This window comes from Lutibacter sp. (assembly GCF_033723435.1).
Classification (GTDB): Bacteria; Bacteroidota; Bacteroidia; order Flavobacteriales; family Flavobacteriaceae; genus Lutibacter.
In genome coordinates this window covers 107,276-124,313 of the sequence record NZ_JAWVXC010000003.1, presented here as the reverse complement: position 1 = coordinate 124,313, position 17,038 = coordinate 107,276, and the positions used below count along the sequence as shown (strand labels likewise).

Below are 17,038 nucleotides of genomic sequence, written 5' to 3'. Positions count from 1 at the left end.
AAATTTTGACAAAGCATTACTTTTTATTTTAAATATGTTGTAACATAAATTACATATATGTTTTAATTGTTGCCGTATTTTTACACATAAGAAAACCTAATTCATTATATACTGCTGAAATTAGAAGTTATCTTGATTTTTCATAATTAAAACCACTATAGCTATAGTGGTTTTTTATTTTCTTATCAAATATTTAGACAACAATTCACTTATATCATTAGAAATTTTGAGCTTTTTAATTATTATTAAATATAACAAAGCAATAATTAAACTCTTTAAAATAATAGTTAATAATGGATTAAAATTAAAATTCAGGTAACTAAACCCAATATATAAAATTGCTATTACTAAAATTAATTTGATAGTTTTAATTGTAAATGGCTGAAGATTTAATTTTGTTTTGATAAACATAATTTTAATAACTCCGTAAATAACTACAACAATAAGAGTTGCCAAAGCTGCTCCGTTTATTCCCATAACAGCAATCAACCAATGATTTAATAAAATTACACTCAATGCCATAGCTAAGGATATATAAAAAAACAGTTTGTAGAATTTAGAATTTACCAAAATAGCATTTCCTGTTCCTAAAGCTAATTCCATTAATTTTGCAAAAGATATAATTAGAACTACCCAAATACCTTTATTAAATTGTGGTTTATCAATTAATTGATATAATTCATTTATATTCAAATTAATAAGTAAAAAAAACAAACCACCTACAACTAATAAATTTATGGAAGATTGCTTATATAAATTTGAAATTTCATCCATTCTATTTTCATTCATTCCTTTGGCAATAATTGGAGTTGTAATTTGCTGCATAGCTCTAGTTGGTATAGCAATTACACTTGCAATATAAATTCCAACTGCATAATACGCAACTTGTGCTATTTGTTCCATTTGAGGAATCATAAATTTATCTATTTCTAATAAAATTCCAGCGGCTGAACCTGCTACTAATATATATATTGAAAAGGAAATTATTTCTTTTAAATTAGTTGGAAATTTAAAATGAAAGGATGGTTTATAAACCATTAATGCAAATACTAACATTATTAATGTTCGGATTCCATAAACCACAACAATTGCATAAATAAATTGCTGATTGGTTAACCAATTAAAATAGACTGAAAATAATAAAATAGTTACGCAAACTCTTGCAAATATTTCTTTAATAAAATTTCCAAATACCGATTTAAATTGCACTTTTGTCCAAGCGTAAAACACTTCAAAATACCCCATAAAAACGGCTATAATAAAAATAAGAAATGTGTATTTTTTTATTAAAATATTTTCTGAAGATAACCAAGTTGCTATGCTTTCATAAAAATAAACGCCTACTATGCCTAAAGGAATAATTACTAATAATGGCAATAATAATGTGGATGTTAAAAACGAATCTTGATCTAATTTTGTTTTATAACTTGAGAAAAATTTAATTATAGTATGTTGCATTCCTAAAGCAACTAATGGCAATAAAATGTTAGCGCTCGACAATAAAAAAGTAACTAAACCAAAATAGTCTTCTTGTAAAAAATGAGTATATAAAAACAATACATTTACTGCTCCAATTGCAAATCCTAAAAATAGAATTAATGTGTTTTTAAATGACTGTTTTAATACTATTCCCATTATAAAATTGAAAGTATTTCATTATAAATCTTCATTCCAACATTATTACCAAACAATGGTTTTTCAAAATCTAAATTTAATTTTTGAAAAGCTTCAAAAGCTTGTTCAATTTTGCCAGAATTAGAACCACAAATGGCAGCAAAATTATTTTCAACTAATTCAACCCATTCCGTTTCTTCTCTTGCAATTATGCACATTTTTTTATTATAAAATGCTTCTTTTTGTAATCCCCCACTATCGGTTACCACTAAATTACAATGTTTTAATAATTGTAGCATATCAAAATAACCTACAGGATTTATAAAAGTTATGGTATATTTCAGATTGTTTTTATCTAAAATCGCTTTAGTCCTTGGATGAATTGGCATTACTACCTTCGCCTTCTTGTTAATACTTTCTAATCCTTTAAAAATCGCTTTTAAATTTTCTAAAGAATCTGTATTCTCTTGCCGATGAATTGTTGCTAAAACAAATTTATTTGGTTCTAAATTTAAGTCCAAAATTATGGTAGATTTATTAGAAGCTATTTTGCTATAAAATTCAACTGCATCTTTCATTATATCGCCACTTTGAACAATTTTGCAATTAAAATTATTAAACCCTTCTTGCTCTAAATTTTTTATAGCATTTTCTGTTGGACAACATAACAAATCTGAAATTCTATCGGTTAATATCCGGTTAATTTCTTCTGGCATTTTAATATTAAAAGATCGCAAACCAGCTTCAACATGCGCAACTTTTATATGTAGCTTTTTGGCTGCTAACGCACCTGCTATTGTAGAATTTGTATCTCCGTAAACTACTACTAAATCAGGTTTTTCTTTAATTAATATTTCTTCAATTTTTTGAAGCATTAAACCTGTCATAGCACCATGACCTAAAGTATTAATTCCTAAGTTATATGTTGGTTTAGGAATTTGCATTTCATCAAAAAAAATAGCACTCATATTTGCATCAAAATGCTGACCTGTGTGCACTAAAATTTCTTTAATTTCTTTATTATCAGCAATAATTCTACTTAAAACAGCTGCTTTAATAAATTGAGGTCGAGCACCAACAATAGTTACAATTTTTTTCATTTGGTAATATTCTTTATTAAAGTTGCAACATTTTTAGTTAATTCCTTTCTATGATATTGTTCTATATTTTTAGAATCTATATATAAATTTCCTTTTTTATAAGAAGTATATAATGCTAAAATAGTACTTTTTAACAACTCTTTATCTTCATAATCTATTACAAAACCTGCATTGGTATCTTTTATAATATTTGCTAAATCGCCTTTATTTGGTGCAATTACCAAAATTGGTCTTTTTGCTTTAAGATATTCGAAAATTTTACCAGTAATAATTCCTTTTGCACTTGGAACATTATTAACTACCAACAACAATATTTGGGAGGTTTTTTGATAATTACCAATTTTGTTATGAGGAACATAATTTATGACATTAACCTTTTTAGTTAATTCATTTTCAAAAATACTATTTAATATTTCTTTATCAATTTTTCCAATCAAATTAACATTTAAATCGTTTAAAAATTGAGGTTTCTCATCTCCAATTTCTTTTAAAACTCTCCAAAATAAAACTGGATTTCTATCAGAATTCATAAGCCCAATATGCGTAATAGAAAATTTAGTATCGAGCGTAACTTTTTCCATGGCTATATCATCATCAAAACCATTTGTTATTGTAACAATATTTTTATTGAATTTTAAATAATTTTCTTTCATTGTATTACCAACAACCATAACAGCATCAGCATTTTTTACCACATTTCGCTCTAAATATTGATGCTTTTTTAATGATTTTTTGGTTAATGGCAAATGATGAAAATAATCAATATCTACCCAAGGATCTCTAAAATCTGCAATCCATTTTAAGTTTAATTCTTCTTTTAATTTTAAACCAATTAAATGAACACTATGTGGCGGACCTGTTGTAATTAATATATCAATTTGGTTATTTTTTAAATACTTTTTTAAAAATGAAACGGAAGGATTAATCCAAAATTTACGAGCATCAGGAATAAAATAATTGGCTCTAACATATTGTAGTATTTTACCAAATAAAGAAGGTTTATTATTTAAAAACCCTGCAGATTGTTTTGATTTTTTCTTCCCCAAAGAAAATAGATTATTTGGTTCCCAAATAGGTTGTTTTAATATTTCAATATCTTTTGGTATTTCTTTTAAAAGTGATTCATCTGATATTGGATAATTTGCATTTTTTACCGTATAAACAATTGGTTCAATATCAAAATCCCGAAAATACTTTACAAATTTTAACCAACGTTGCACACCAGATCCACCTGCTGGAGGCCAATAATACGTTATTATTAAAGCACGTTTCAATATTTAATATTTTTATATAAATCTATTAATTTTTCTGAAGTTTTTTCCCAATTAAACTCGTTTTCAACAAAGTGCTTTCCGTTTTCTCCTAATTTTAATCTTAAATTTTCATCTTCATAAAGCATTAAAATTTTTTTTGCAAAATCATCAGAATCCTTTTCAATATGTACAAGTCCAGCTTTTACTTTTTCAATTATTTTTTTTTGTGCAATTGCGTTACTAACTAACAGTGGCTTTGCAAAACTCATATATTGAAATAACTTATTTGCATAAGCAACATCATGTTGAATATTTCTATATAATGGTGATATACAAATTGTACTAGCCTTAATGTATGATGGAAATAATTCTACATTTTGCCACCCTTCAAAATCCACATAATCATTTAAATTTGACTCATTTACACTATTAAATAATAATGAATCTGTAGTATTACTACCAACAATTACTAATTTAATATTTGGTATTTTTTTAATTAACTGTGGTAACGATTTTATGGCTGTTAATAATCCTCTCCTAATTGCAGTATCGCCTAAATACAAAATCACAAATTTATCTTCATATTTAGTTAAAATAGAATTGTGAATTATAGCATTTTTGTAAAACTCTTTTTGAACAGTATTTGGAACTAAAACTATTTTATTTTTAGAAATACCTGTTCTATAAACTACTTCATCAATAAACTCTTTAGAAACCGTACAAATTTTAGTGGCTTTTTTTATAAACTCTTCCTCTTTTCTTTTCCATTTTACAGGAGAAATAAGTTGTTTTCCAGGAAACTTTTGAAGATGTGGATAAAACTTGATTACTTCTGGCATATTATCATGCAAATCTAGAACCGTTGGCAATTTTAAACTTTCGTTTGCTTTAAAAACGGCTTCTGCAATTTGCATATCGTGAATATGAATGGCGTCAATTTTATTCTCTTGTAAAAAATGATTGATTTTTTTAGCCATTATAAAACTATAAAATGGAACTGTATAAACAAGTGCTGATAATTTATAAATAAATTTATTGGACTTATATCTTTTAACTTTAATTCCGTTTATAATTTCATCCTTTTTTTCATTTCCATAATTTAAACAAAACAAATACACTTCAAACCCTTTTTTCACTAAAGAAACGGCTTCATTTTCCACACGAGGATCTGGTGGAAATGTTTTGTCCAAAATCATTCCAATTTTCATTTCAATTTCTTTTCGGCAAAAACTGCGTAATAACGTGGAGTAAATTTTCTTAATATTGGTCTAATTCCAATTTTATTAATTGGGCTAGTCCATTTTTTTGTTTTCTTAATATTCCATCCCGATTTTTCTAATAACCAATCAAATTGCCAATCTTCAAATTCATGATAATGTCTATCCCATAAATCCGTTTTACTTCTATAAGCATCTGCAAACCAAAGCTTAAGTGGTATTGTAGTTATTAATTTATCGCATTTAATTTCTTTTAAAATATTATACGGAGCAATTAAATGTTCAAATATTTCAAATGCAGTAACAGCGTCTATTTTTTTATTGTTTACTGCCGTATAAACATCATCTAAATCTTCACCTGTAGTGTTGATTACTGTATATCCTTTTTCTTCCATTAGAATACTCAGTTTATTTCTTACGCCTAAATCTAAAATGGTTGCTGGAGCTGGTAGTACAGATTGTAAAAATTCTATGGTGTTTTTATATCTTTTTAAATGTATAGTGCTATTTTTCAAGTATATATAAAATTAAATTTATGTCTACAATATATAAAATTAAATTAGACTTAGTGTAGTAAAAAAGCGCATAAAATGCGCTTTAAATATCCTTCTCTGCTCATCTTCCTCTTTACTTTGATTGAATCTAATGTACAAAAAATATATCTTAATTAAAACCCAAAGTTTGTAAGTTATTGTTTATTAGGAAGATATCGTTTTTTTCTTCTAATAAAATACCAGCCAACGGTAATTAAAATTAATAAAAGAAAAGAAACTAGCATTATTATAGTACCTGTTTTAATAACTGTAGGCTCAAACTTAAAAGTAATTTTATGATTTCCTTTAGGAATTTCCATTCCTCGTAAAACATAATTTACACGATAATAATTAGTTAGCTTTCCATCCAAATAAGCATTCCATCCATTTTTATAATATATTTCTGAAAATACTGCAAACTGCTTTGTATTAGATTTACTTGTATAATTTAATTCATTTAGTTTATGGGCAACTAATTTTATTGATGCTGTGGAATCTAGCTCATAATTATTTTCTAAATTATCCTTTACAAAACGTTTATCTAAAATAGCTTCGTTCTTAGTTTGTAAACTATCTAATCCTGTAATTTCATCATTTGCATTGGTTACAAATTTTAATTTACTAACCAACCAAACATTTCCATTTGCATTTTTATTAGGCTGATATACTTCTTGATTATTTTCATTTGTAAATATAAAATACTTAGTATTTAACATATTAAGTACTTGCATATTATTTTTAGCAATTTGATAATCAAATAATTCTTGATATTTACCTAATTTAGCTGCGTGATAACCTCCTATAGATTTATGAAAATATGATGTGCTACCATCATTCATTAAATTTGCAGCATAATTTGCGACTCTATAATAACTTGTATCTTTTAAAATTTCTTTATCAATTGCAGAAGCTACAAAAGGGTGATTTATTTTTCGTGCAGATAAAAAATCTGCATTATTTACATATTTTTTATCCACAGCAACCAAATCAAATAAAATAAGTACTCCTAAAACAATTATGGTTATATTTTTATTTAATTTTTCTTTTAAGAATAGAAATAAAACACTTGCTGCTAAAACCACTAAAATTAAAGTTCTTAAACTATCGCTAAAAAAGACAGCTTTTCTATCTGCTATAATAGCATCTAATAAACCAGGAATTAATTTTGCATAACCGCTGTCATGTAATCCTTCAAAAGCAAATAAACTACTACCAAACAAAACAAATAGCAGAGCAAAACCACCTGTAATATACAAACTGTTTTTTAACGCTTTTACTTTAATTGTTGTTTCTATTTTATCAGAGAAAAATTCTTTTAAAGCTAAAATTCCGAACAACGGAATAGCTAATTCAGCAATTACTTGAATAGATGATACTGCCCTAAACTTATTATAGAGAGGAATATAATCTATAAAAAAGTTAGTTAAAAAGTTTAAATTTTTACCCCAACTAAGTAATATGGAAAAAATAACCACTCCAACTAACCATTTTTTATAATTTCCTTTTACTAAAAATAATCCTAAAACAAATAAAAATATTAAAATAGCGCCAACATAAGCAGGTGCTTCAACTATAGGTTGTTTTCCCCAATACATTGGTGCATGTTCTGTAAACTGCCTAGCTTGAGATGGATTAACTTTTCCTTTTAAAAAATTATAAATATTAGAATCGTAACCTAAATTTTCACTATTTCCTCCTCCCATAAAACGAGGAATAAATAAATTAAAGGTTTCCCAAACTCCATAACTATACGTTGTAATATAATCTTTACTTAACCCATTAGTTGCAACTTTTTTACTTCCATCAGGATTAATGGTTAACTCACTTTTTCCTCGAGTGCTGTATTTAGCATATTCTTTGGTAGCTAATAAACTTGTAGCATTAGTCCCTACAGCTAAAACAACAGCTACTACTAAAACCATAATACTTTTAAAAAATGGTTTTAATTGGTGTTTTTTTAAAGCATCTACGGCATAAACTATTCCTAAAATAAGTACTGCAAAAAGCAAATAATAGGTCATCTGCGGATGACTTGCATTTATTTCTAATGACATTGCTAAAGCCGTTAACACAAATCCTAAATACCTCTTTTTTTGCAACACTAATAAAATACCCGCTAAAACCATTGGCATATAACCAATTGCATGTGCTTTTGCATTATGACCAACTCCTAAAATTATAATGTAATAGGTTGAAAACCCAAAGGCTAATGCTCCTAAAATTGCTAATTTATAGTCAAATTTTAAAACCATTAATAATATGAAAAAACTCAAAAAGTACAGAAACAAATAATCGGCAGGTCTTGGTAAAAACCGAATAATTTTATCTACTTTTTTGATATAATCATGAGGATATAAGACACTTAAATTATAGGTTGGCATACCGCTAAACGCCGCATCTGTCCAATAAGGCTCTGTATGATATTCTTCCCTAAAATCATTAACAGCCTTTGCCATTCCGGTAAATTGCTTTATATCATTTTGATATAATTTTTTACCTTCTAAAACTGGTGAAAAGTAAGCAACTGAAACTATTATAAAAACTGCTATTGCAATTAAAAACGGAATAATACTTTTAAAAATCTGTTTCATATTTATTCGTCTGTTACCTCTTCATAATCTACATAATCGCCTACACTTTTATTACTTTCTTTAGTTTTAGGAGGCGTTTTAGCAATAACCGTTTCTCCTACTTTTCCTGTTGTTTCTTGTTGTTGCTCTTGCTGTTGTTTATATTTTTTTTCTACATTACTTACTACCTTTTTAATAAATAATGGCATTATATATCTACCAATAATTTTAATTCCGTAGTAAACAACAATTAGAATAGCTATTGTTTTTAACAAACCCATTTCAATAATTTTAATTTTCAAAAATAACAATTTGAGTACAACTAAAACGTTTAATTATATAAAATCTTATATTTGAACTTTATTCCCATTTAATATGAAAAAAGCTTTTTTACTGATTATACTATTTTTAAATATTCAGTTATTAACTGCGCAATACACCGAAATAATTAATTCTAAACGACCAGGTTTTTCTGAAAGCCCATACAGTATAGGCACAAATGTTTATCAGTTTGAAACTGGTTTGTTTTATAGGTCTAGTAATAACACTACAAGTAGCGGTATTCCTAAAAGTTTTGGAGGCGATTTATTTTTTAGATATGGAAAATTTTCAGAGAAGCTAGAATTAAATGCTAATATAGCATATCAAAAAGATCAATTTCTTGCACTTGACAATAATTCTGTATTACAAAAAACTAACGTAAGTGGAATTAGCCACTTAACTATTGGAGCAAAATATTTACTTTATCAACAAAAATATACCGATAAAACCAAAGAAATTAGAAGTTGGAAACGTAAATTGGCTTTTGATAAAAAAAGATTAATTCCTTCTGTAGGAGTTTATGCAGGTGTTAATACTAATTTTTTAAGTTCAAATTATAAAGAAGATGGAATTAGTTATAAAGCCGCACTTTTACTTCAAAATGATTTTTCAGATCGCTTAGTGATATTAACTAATTTAATTGCCGATAAAATCACTTCCGATTTTAATTATTATTCGTACATAATTAGTATGACTTACGCTATTAGTGAAAAATGGTCGTACTTTATGGAAAATCAAGGAGTGTTTAATAAACGAAATTCACCAAAATACAATTTTGGTATTGGCGCAGCTTATTTATATTCCAATGATATTCAATTAGATGCATCTTTAAGAACTAATTTTTTTGATAATTATTCTTTTATTTACGCAAGTGCTGGTATAGCTTGGAGATTAGATAAACACAAGGAAAAACTGATGTCAAAAGCAAAATACAATCCTTTAAAAACGAAAAACAAAAAGAGGAAAAAGCGTAGAAGAGGAAATATATTCACTAGAATTTTTAAAAAAAACTAGCATAAAAATGATTACGATAAAAGAAATGACCTCTAAAAAGGGAATGAAAGCATTTGTTAAATTTCCTTTTGAATTATATAAAAACAATAAATATTGGGTTCCTCCTATTATTAAGGAAGAATTAGAATCCTTTAATAAAAAGAAAAATCCTGTTTTTAAACATGCCAATGCTCGTTTTTTTGTTGCAATTAAAAACAATAAAATAGTTGGTAGAGTTGCTGCAATTATTAATACAATTGAAATTAATGAACAACAACTTAAAAAAATGCGTTTTGGATGGTTCGATTTTATAGATGATTATGAAGTTTCAAAATTACTATTAGATAAAGTAGCTGAAATTGGAGATCAACATAAATTAGATTTTATGGAAGGTCCAGTTGGTTTTTCAAATTTAGATAAAGTTGGTGTTTTAACCGAAGGTTTTGATCACATTGGGACTATGATTACTTGGTATAACCATCCTTATTATAAAAATCATTTTGAAAAACTAGGCTTTAAAGTAGAAAAAGAATATTTAGAAAATAAATTTCCGTTTAAAAATGTTAAACCTGAATTTTTTGAAAAGATTTGTAACTTAATTAAAAAGCGATACCAATTAAGGGAATTAAACTTTACCAAAACAAAAGATATTTTTCCTTATGTTGATGAAATGTTTGATTTATTTAATAGTAGTTATGCATCTTTAGAATCGTTTGTACCAATTTCCGATATTCAAAAAGAATATTTTAAAAAGAAATACATCAGTTTTATAAATCCTGAATATATAAAGTTTGTAGTAGATAAAAACAACAAAATTATTGCTTTCGCCATAACTATGCCTTCCTTTTCAACAGCCTTACAAAAAGCAAATGGAAAACTTTTCCCTTTTGGATTATTTCATCTATTAAATGCTAAAAAAAATAGCAAAGACATTATATTTTATTTAATTGGGGTTCATCCTGATTATCAAAATAAAGGAGTTACTGCTATTATTTTTGAGGAATATTACAAAACCTTTAAAGAAAGAGGAATAGAAAATTGTATTAGAACTCCTGAATTAGCTACAAATAATGCAATTGCGGCTCTCTGGAAAAATTTTAATCCTGAAATTTACAAAAAACGTTGTACCTATCGAAAAGCTTTATAAATGCAATTATTTTATAATCCAACAATCACTAAAAACACACAACAAATAACTTTCGATAAAACTGAAAGTAGACATATTGTTCGCGTACTTCGCAAAAAAGAAGGCGATTTGGTTTTTATAACAAATGGTTTAAGTTTATTATTTACTGCTAAAATTATACTTGCAAACGATAAAAAATGTTTAGTTGAAATTATTGAATCCGAAAACAAACCAGTTACTAAAAACTATTATCTTCATATTGCTATAGCTCCAACAAAATTAAATGATAGGTTTGAGTGGTTTTTAGAAAAAGCTACCGAAATTGGTATAGATGAAATTACTCCAATAATTTGTGAACATTCTGAACGTAAGGTTGTTAAAATGGAACGAATGGAAAAAATAATACACGCAGCAGCAAAACAATCTTTAAAATTTAATTTCCCAAAAATTAACGAACCTATTAGTTTTCAAAAATTTATAGAAACTTCTTTTGAAGGAAAAAAATTAATAGCTCACTGTGAAAACACAACAAAAAACAGTTTAAAATCTATTCTACAGAAAAAAGATAAAACAACTATTTTAATTGGTCCCGAAGGTGATTTTTCGCCAAACGAAATTCAACAAAGTTTGGAACATAACTATATTCCTGTATCTTTGGGAGAAAGCAGACTAAGAACGGAAACTGCTGGAGTAGTTGCTGTACATAGCGTTGCTTTTATTAATGAATAAATTTATGTTGTTTTATAAAAATTTAAATTTTAAAGATATTTACCTTTATAAGAAAAAAAAGTTGTTCTTTTTTTTCTCCTTGCTTTTCATCTTTTCTTTTAATTATGCGCAACAAGTAGCTAGTTTAAAATATAATGGCGGTGGTGATTGGTATGCAAATCCAACATCTGTACCCGATTTAATAACATTTTGCAATAAAAATATTAATACTAAAATAGATGAAGTTCCAGCGAATGTTGAAGTAGGAAGTCCTGCACTTTTTAACTATCCTATTGTTTTTATGACTGGACATGGTAACGTAATTTTTTCTGACGAAGATGCTGAAAATTTAAGAAATTACCTTATTTCTGGTGGCTTTTTAGAAATTTCCGATAATTATGGGTTAGATAAATATATTAGACGGGAAATGAAAAAAGTATTCCCTAATTTAGAATTTCAAGAAATACCAATTAACCATCCTATATATCATCAAACTTTTACTTTTGAAAAAGGTTTACCTAAAATACATGAACACAATGGTAAACCCGCACAAGCTTTTGGAATTTTCTATAAAGGCAGATTAGTTTGTTTTTACGATTACGAATCTGATTTAAGCGATGGATGGGAAAACAAAGAAGTGCACCATGACCCAGAAGAAATTAGAGAAAAAGCTTTAAAAATGGGTGCAAATATTGTAGAATACGCTTTCAAAAACTAATATGATTGAAAACTTAGATTCCCTAAAAATAAATTTTGATACAGAAGGTTTATGGGTTTTAAATATTACGCTTGCCATAATAATGTTTGGGGTTGCTCTAGGTATTTCTATAGATGATTTTAAACGACTTCTAAAAAATCCTAAAATATTAATTGTTGGTGTAATTTCTCAATTTATATTATTACCCTTAGTAACTTTTATTTTTATAAAATTAGTTAATCCAATGCCAAGTATTGCACTTGGTTTAATGATGGTTGCTGCTTGTCCAGGAGGAAATATTTCAAATTTTATCACTCAAATGGCTAAAGGAAACGCAGCTTTATCTGTAAGTTTAACAGCTTTTGCAACCCTAATATCTTTAGTTATGACTCCTTTTAATTTAGAGTTCTGGGGAAATATGTATGCTCCAACGGCACAAATATTAAAAAGAGTTTCATTAAATCCTTGGGAGTTGGTAAAACTAGTAACTTTAATTTTAGGAATTCCTTTAATTTTAGGAATGTTGGTACGAAAGTATAATGTTAATTTATCTAATAAATTAGCTAAAATTCTAAAACCTATTTCATTAGCAATATTTTTAATATTTATAATTTTAGCTTTTGCTAAAAACTTTGATATTTTTATAAATTACGTTCAGTATGTATTAATATTAGTAATTGCACACAATGGTTTAGCTATTTTAACTGGCTTTTACTTTGCTAAAATAATGAAGCTATCTTTTAAAAACCAAAAAACATTAGCTATAGAAACTGGAATTCAAAATTCTGGTTTAGGGCTTCTACTAATATTTAGCTTTTTTAACGGATTAGGTGGTATGGCTCTATTAGTAGCATTTTGGGCAATTTGGGATATTGTTTCAGGTTTAACAATAGCAACATACTGGTCTAAACAAAAAGAAAGAAATTAATATTGAAAAGTCTTTGGTATAATATTATTAAAGTATATGTAAAACTAGGTTTATTCTTTACATTAAAAAAAATAAAAGTAATTGGAAAAGAAAATATTCCAAAGAAAGGCGCAGTTATTTTTATAGGAAATCATCAAAACGCTTTAATTGATGCTTTGCTAATTCCAACTACAAATGGCAGAACTACTTATTTTTTATCACGTGCCAGCGCTTTTAAAAATAAACTAGTAAAATTGTTACTGTCAAGCGTAAATATGATTCCTGTTTATAGAATGAGAGATGGTATAAAAACCATTAACAAAAATTATAAAACCTTTGAAAAATGCACTGAAATTTTTAAAGAAGAACAAACTATAGAAATTTTTGCAGAAGGACAACATCATTCAAAAAGAAGAGTATTGCCTTTAAAAAAAGGCTTTGCCAGAATAATTCTATCTACGCTAAAAAAATATCCAAGCATACCTATACAAATAATTCCAGTTGGCATAAATTATGACCATGCTTTAAAATATCCGTGTAGTGTTTCAATATTCTATGGAAAACCAATTTTAGCGAATGATTTTATTGATATAACCAATGTAGATTTAACTTTTTCTGCATTAATAAATAAAGTCCATTTTTCCTTAAAAAATTTAACAACTCATATAGAAGATTTAGAGCAATATGATGAATTAATACAGATTTTAGAAGAAAAACAAGTCAATTATTTAGATCCAATTGAAGTAAATAAATGCTTGGAAAATCATCAAAATTTTAAATCGATAAAAAAAGACGAAAAGCGTAAATTTAATTGGCTAGTTATTATTTATGTTATTGCAAAATTAAATAGCATTTTCCCTTTACTTATATGGAAATACCTGAAATCTATTATAAAAGATAAGATTTTTTTAAACACCTATAGATTTGCAGTAATTACAACTCTTTTTCCGCTATTTTACTTACTTCAAACTTGGTTAATTTATTATTATTTTGATATAAAAATAGCCGTATTTTATTTAATATGCTGTATTTGTTTGGGAATAATTTCTACAAAAACAACAGAAATTACTTAATAATTGCATCTTGAATTATTTTCTGAATATTAGTTCGAATATCATATTTTACCAAATCTTTGTTTTCCATAGTTGGATAAACTCTATTGGATAAAAATACATACACAATACCACTTTCAGGATCTGCCCAAGTATACGTTCCTGTAAAACCACTATGTCCAAAACTAGCGTTAGAAACACAAGCACAAGTAGCTTTTTCTATTTCTTTTATTTGAGGTTTATCAAAACCAACACCTCTTCTAACACTATCTTTTGCATAATACTGATGATTAAACGTGTTTAACGTTTTAGAAGTAAAATAACGTTTACCACCGTAATATCCGTTCTGCAAATACATTTGCATTATTTTAGCAATATCATTTGCATTAGTAAATAAACCTGCATGACCACCTATTCCACCTAACATTGCAGCCCCCATATCATGAACATAGCCTTGCAATAATTGATGTCTATAATAAGTATCGTTTTCAGTTGGAACTATACTATTTTTTCTGAATTTATTTAATGGTAAATAACTTGTTCTATACGCACCTAAAGGTTTGTAAAAATGTTGCTGAGTTAATTCATTTAGGTTTTTATGATAATATTTCTCCAAAAATTCCTTAAATAGATAATACGATAAATCGCTATATTTATAACCAGCCTTTTCACGTTGATCTACTTCAGCTATTCTAGCATAAATAGAATCTTTATAATCTCTACGCAAAAACAAATTGTCTGCAACTTTTATACTGAATTTTTTAGATTTTTTAGTTCTATAATATTTTTTGGAAGGCTTTTTTGTAACACTATCTAATGTTTTTAAGTAGAATGGAATCCAAGCTTTTAATCTGCCAACATGAGAAAGTACTTCTTTTATTGTTAATGTATCTTTATTTGTCCCTTTTAAATTTGGCAAAAGTGTTTCTAAAGTAGTATCTAAATTTAAAATACCTTTTTGTTCTAATTCCATTATTAATGGCAGCGTAGCTAATATTTTGGTAAGTGAAGCAACATCATATACATCGCTATTTTTTACAGGTATTTTATTTTGGTAAGTGTGATATCCAAAACTTTTATCGTAAACCACTTTACCATATCTGGCAACTAAAATTTGCAATCCTGGAGCCATTTTTTGTTTTATAACTTCATTTGCAACGGAATCAATTTGTTTTAATTTAACATTACTTAAATTCACGTCTTCTGGAATGGAATAAGCTAATCTTTTTAACGAAGTTGACCAAATTCCGTAACCTTCATCAAATTCATTTCTAATAGAAACTGGCAATTTACCTTTTACATCAATCCCTCCAAAAATAGCCTGAGCACTAAGTTCTTGTGCGATTCCACTATTTTGATAAGACATTAATAAACCTTCAATATTTTCGAAAGTTTTAATTTGTAATAAACTATACGGGCTTGCAAAAACATCTAATATTACTTTATTAGTTCGTGCTATTTCGTGCAGCCAAACCAGCTCTCTATTGGTAAATTTATAACTTTTCCAAGGATTTATATTTGATTTATGAAAACCAATAATTACTAAATTATAAGGTTTTAATTTAGTGATAAGATCATCTAAATTATTACTAGAAACAACATCAACTTTTGCATAATTCTGTAACATTTTCACAAAAGAAGTATTTGGAGCATCCCCCAATTTTACATACGCTATCTTTTTAGTTTCTAGTTTTTGAATTGGTAAAATACCTTGTTTATTTTTTAATAAAGTGATAGAGTTTTGGACTAATTTTCTATTTAATAAATCATTGGCTATAGTATGAATGTCATTTTGTAAATTATCTACATTTATATAATGATAATCATTTAATCCCGCCCAGTATTTTGCTTTCAATATTTTTTTTACAGAATAATTTAAACGTTCTTCTGAAACTATACTATCTGAAACTGCTTTTTTTATGTTAGTAATTGCCGATTTAACATCTTCCGGGAACAATAAAATATCATTCCCTGCCAAAAAAGCATCTAATTCTAATTCCCCTGGTTTTGCGAAATTGGATGCACCTTTCATATTTAACGCATCCGTAATTATTAATCCCTTAAAGTTTAACTGATTTTGTAATAAATCCGTAACTACATTGTAGGATAAGGATGTAGGCAAATTAATTTCTGGCTCTAAAGCTTTTACACTTAAATGAGCAACCATTACACTTGCTAAATTAGTTTTTACTAAGTTTTTATAAGGATATAATTCTATAGAATCCAATCTATTACGATTAAAATTTAAAACTGGCAAAGAAGTATGTGAATCAGAAGCTGTATCTCCATGTCCAGGAAAATGTTTAGCACAAGCCAACACATTTTCACTTTGTAATCCTTTTATAAAAGCACTAGCTTTATTGGTTACATTATCTCTATTTTCTCCAAAAGATCGATTTCCAATAATAGGATTTTCAGGGTTTATATTAATATCTACTACTGGTGCAAAATTAATATTTACACCAATTCGCTTACATTGTTGTGCTAGTTGTTTGCCAAATTGCTCAATTAATTGATTATCTCTAATTGCTCCCAAAGTCATATTCCAAGGGAACTTAAAAGTATTTTTTAATCGCATATTTAAACCCCATTCGGCATCTAAACCAATAAGCAATGGCGTTTTTGAAATAGATTGGTATTTATTTGTAAGTTGTGCTTGTTTTAATGCTGTGCCTTGCATAAAAATAAGCCCTCCAATATGATATTTTTCAATTATATTTTCAATTGCATTATAGTGCTTTTCATCTTTATTTGAATAAGCCTGCACCATAAATAACTGACCTATTTTTTCATCGATAGACATATTATCCATAATAGAATCTACCCATTTGTTTTGCGCTAAAGAGTCTTTAGTTTGCAAAGGGAATAACTTTTTTTCCTGTGAATAGGTAAAAAAAGTTATACTAAAAAAATATAGGTAAAGTATTTTTTTGAACATTTAGTAAGA

At 27.0% G+C, this 17,038-nt stretch carries 14 protein-coding genes; 6 read left to right on the top strand and 8 right to left on the bottom strand.

Annotated elements, in window-relative coordinates:
• Positions 1 to 174: 174 nt before the first annotated feature.
• The 7 genes from R3342_RS06365 to R3342_RS06335 form a co-directional block, all read right to left on the bottom strand.
• The gene (locus R3342_RS06365) at positions 175 to 1,635 is read right to left on the bottom strand and encodes a lipopolysaccharide biosynthesis protein (RefSeq protein ID WP_318939072.1); all 1,461 of its coding nucleotides are present in this window, start codon (positions 1,633 to 1,635) and stop codon (positions 175 to 177) included.
• Positions 1,635 to 2,714, bottom strand: a complete 1,080-nt coding sequence (wecB, locus tag R3342_RS06360) for a non-hydrolyzing UDP-N-acetylglucosamine 2-epimerase (RefSeq protein WP_318939071.1) — start codon at positions 2,712 to 2,714, stop codon at positions 1,635 to 1,637. Before wecB ends, R3342_RS06365 begins: the two co-directional genes overlap by 1 nt.
• The gene (locus R3342_RS06355; protein WP_318939069.1) at positions 2,711 to 3,988 is read right to left on the bottom strand and encodes a glycosyltransferase family 4 protein; all 1,278 of its coding nucleotides are present in this window, start codon (positions 3,986 to 3,988) and stop codon (positions 2,711 to 2,713) included. The genes wecB and R3342_RS06355 overlap by 4 nt, the downstream gene beginning before the upstream one ends.
• Complete coding sequence (locus R3342_RS06350; protein WP_318939068.1) at positions 3,985 to 5,175, bottom strand: glycosyltransferase family 4 protein; 1,191 nt, start codon at positions 5,173 to 5,175, stop codon at positions 3,985 to 3,987. The genes R3342_RS06355 and R3342_RS06350 overlap by 4 nt, the downstream gene beginning before the upstream one ends.
• On the bottom strand, positions 5,172 to 5,699 hold the full coding sequence (locus tag R3342_RS06345) for a methyltransferase (protein ID WP_318939066.1): 528 nt from the start codon (positions 5,697 to 5,699) through the stop codon (positions 5,172 to 5,174). Before R3342_RS06345 ends, R3342_RS06350 begins: the two co-directional genes overlap by 4 nt.
• Positions 5,700 to 5,872: 173 nt before the next feature.
• On the bottom strand, positions 5,873 to 8,308 hold the full coding sequence (locus R3342_RS06340; RefSeq protein WP_318939064.1) for a YfhO family protein: 2,436 nt from the start codon (positions 8,306 to 8,308) through the stop codon (positions 5,873 to 5,875).
• 2 nt (positions 8,309 to 8,310) lie between these two features.
• Positions 8,311 to 8,589, bottom strand: coding sequence for a DUF4834 family protein (locus R3342_RS06335; RefSeq protein ID WP_318939062.1), 279 nt, complete (start codon positions 8,587 to 8,589; stop codon positions 8,311 to 8,313).
• 73 nt (positions 8,590 to 8,662) lie between these two features.
• Between R3342_RS06335 and R3342_RS06330 the strand changes: the two genes are divergently transcribed.
• From R3342_RS06330 to R3342_RS06305, 6 genes are read left to right on the top strand one after another with little or no spacing between them, the layout of a single operon-like run.
• Positions 8,663 to 9,622: a transporter gene (locus tag R3342_RS06330; protein ID WP_318939061.1), complete on the top strand. Its 960-nt coding sequence runs from the start codon at positions 8,663 to 8,665 to the stop codon at positions 9,620 to 9,622.
• Between the two features lie 7 nt (positions 9,623 to 9,629).
• A complete protein-coding gene (locus R3342_RS06325) occupies positions 9,630 to 10,748 on the top strand; it encodes a GNAT family N-acetyltransferase (RefSeq protein WP_318939059.1) in 1,119 nt (372 codons plus the stop codon).
• Complete coding sequence (locus tag R3342_RS06320) at positions 10,749 to 11,456, top strand: 16S rRNA (uracil(1498)-N(3))-methyltransferase (RefSeq protein ID WP_318939058.1); 708 nt, start codon at positions 10,749 to 10,751, stop codon at positions 11,454 to 11,456.
• 4 nt (positions 11,457 to 11,460) lie between these two features.
• Positions 11,461 to 12,153 (top strand): DUF4159 domain-containing protein, encoded by a 693-nt coding sequence (locus tag R3342_RS06315; RefSeq protein WP_318939056.1) that lies wholly within the window; start codon positions 11,461 to 11,463, stop codon positions 12,151 to 12,153.
• A gap of 1 nt (position 12,154) precedes the next feature.
• Positions 12,155 to 13,060, top strand: coding sequence for a bile acid:sodium symporter family protein (locus R3342_RS06310; protein WP_318939055.1), 906 nt, complete (start codon positions 12,155 to 12,157; stop codon positions 13,058 to 13,060).
• A gap of 2 nt (positions 13,061 to 13,062) precedes the next feature.
• Positions 13,063 to 14,112, top strand: coding sequence for a lysophospholipid acyltransferase family protein (locus tag R3342_RS06305; RefSeq protein ID WP_318939053.1), 1,050 nt, complete (start codon positions 13,063 to 13,065; stop codon positions 14,110 to 14,112).
• Here R3342_RS06305 and R3342_RS06300 read toward each other — a convergent pair.
• Positions 14,105 to 17,029 carry a glycoside hydrolase family 3 N-terminal domain-containing protein gene (locus tag R3342_RS06300; RefSeq protein WP_413468700.1) on the bottom strand — a complete coding sequence of 975 codons (2,925 nt, stop codon included), beginning with the start codon at positions 17,027 to 17,029 and terminating at the stop codon, positions 14,105 to 14,107. The genes R3342_RS06305 and R3342_RS06300 overlap by 8 nt on opposite strands.
• Positions 17,030 to 17,038 lie beyond the last annotated feature (9 nt).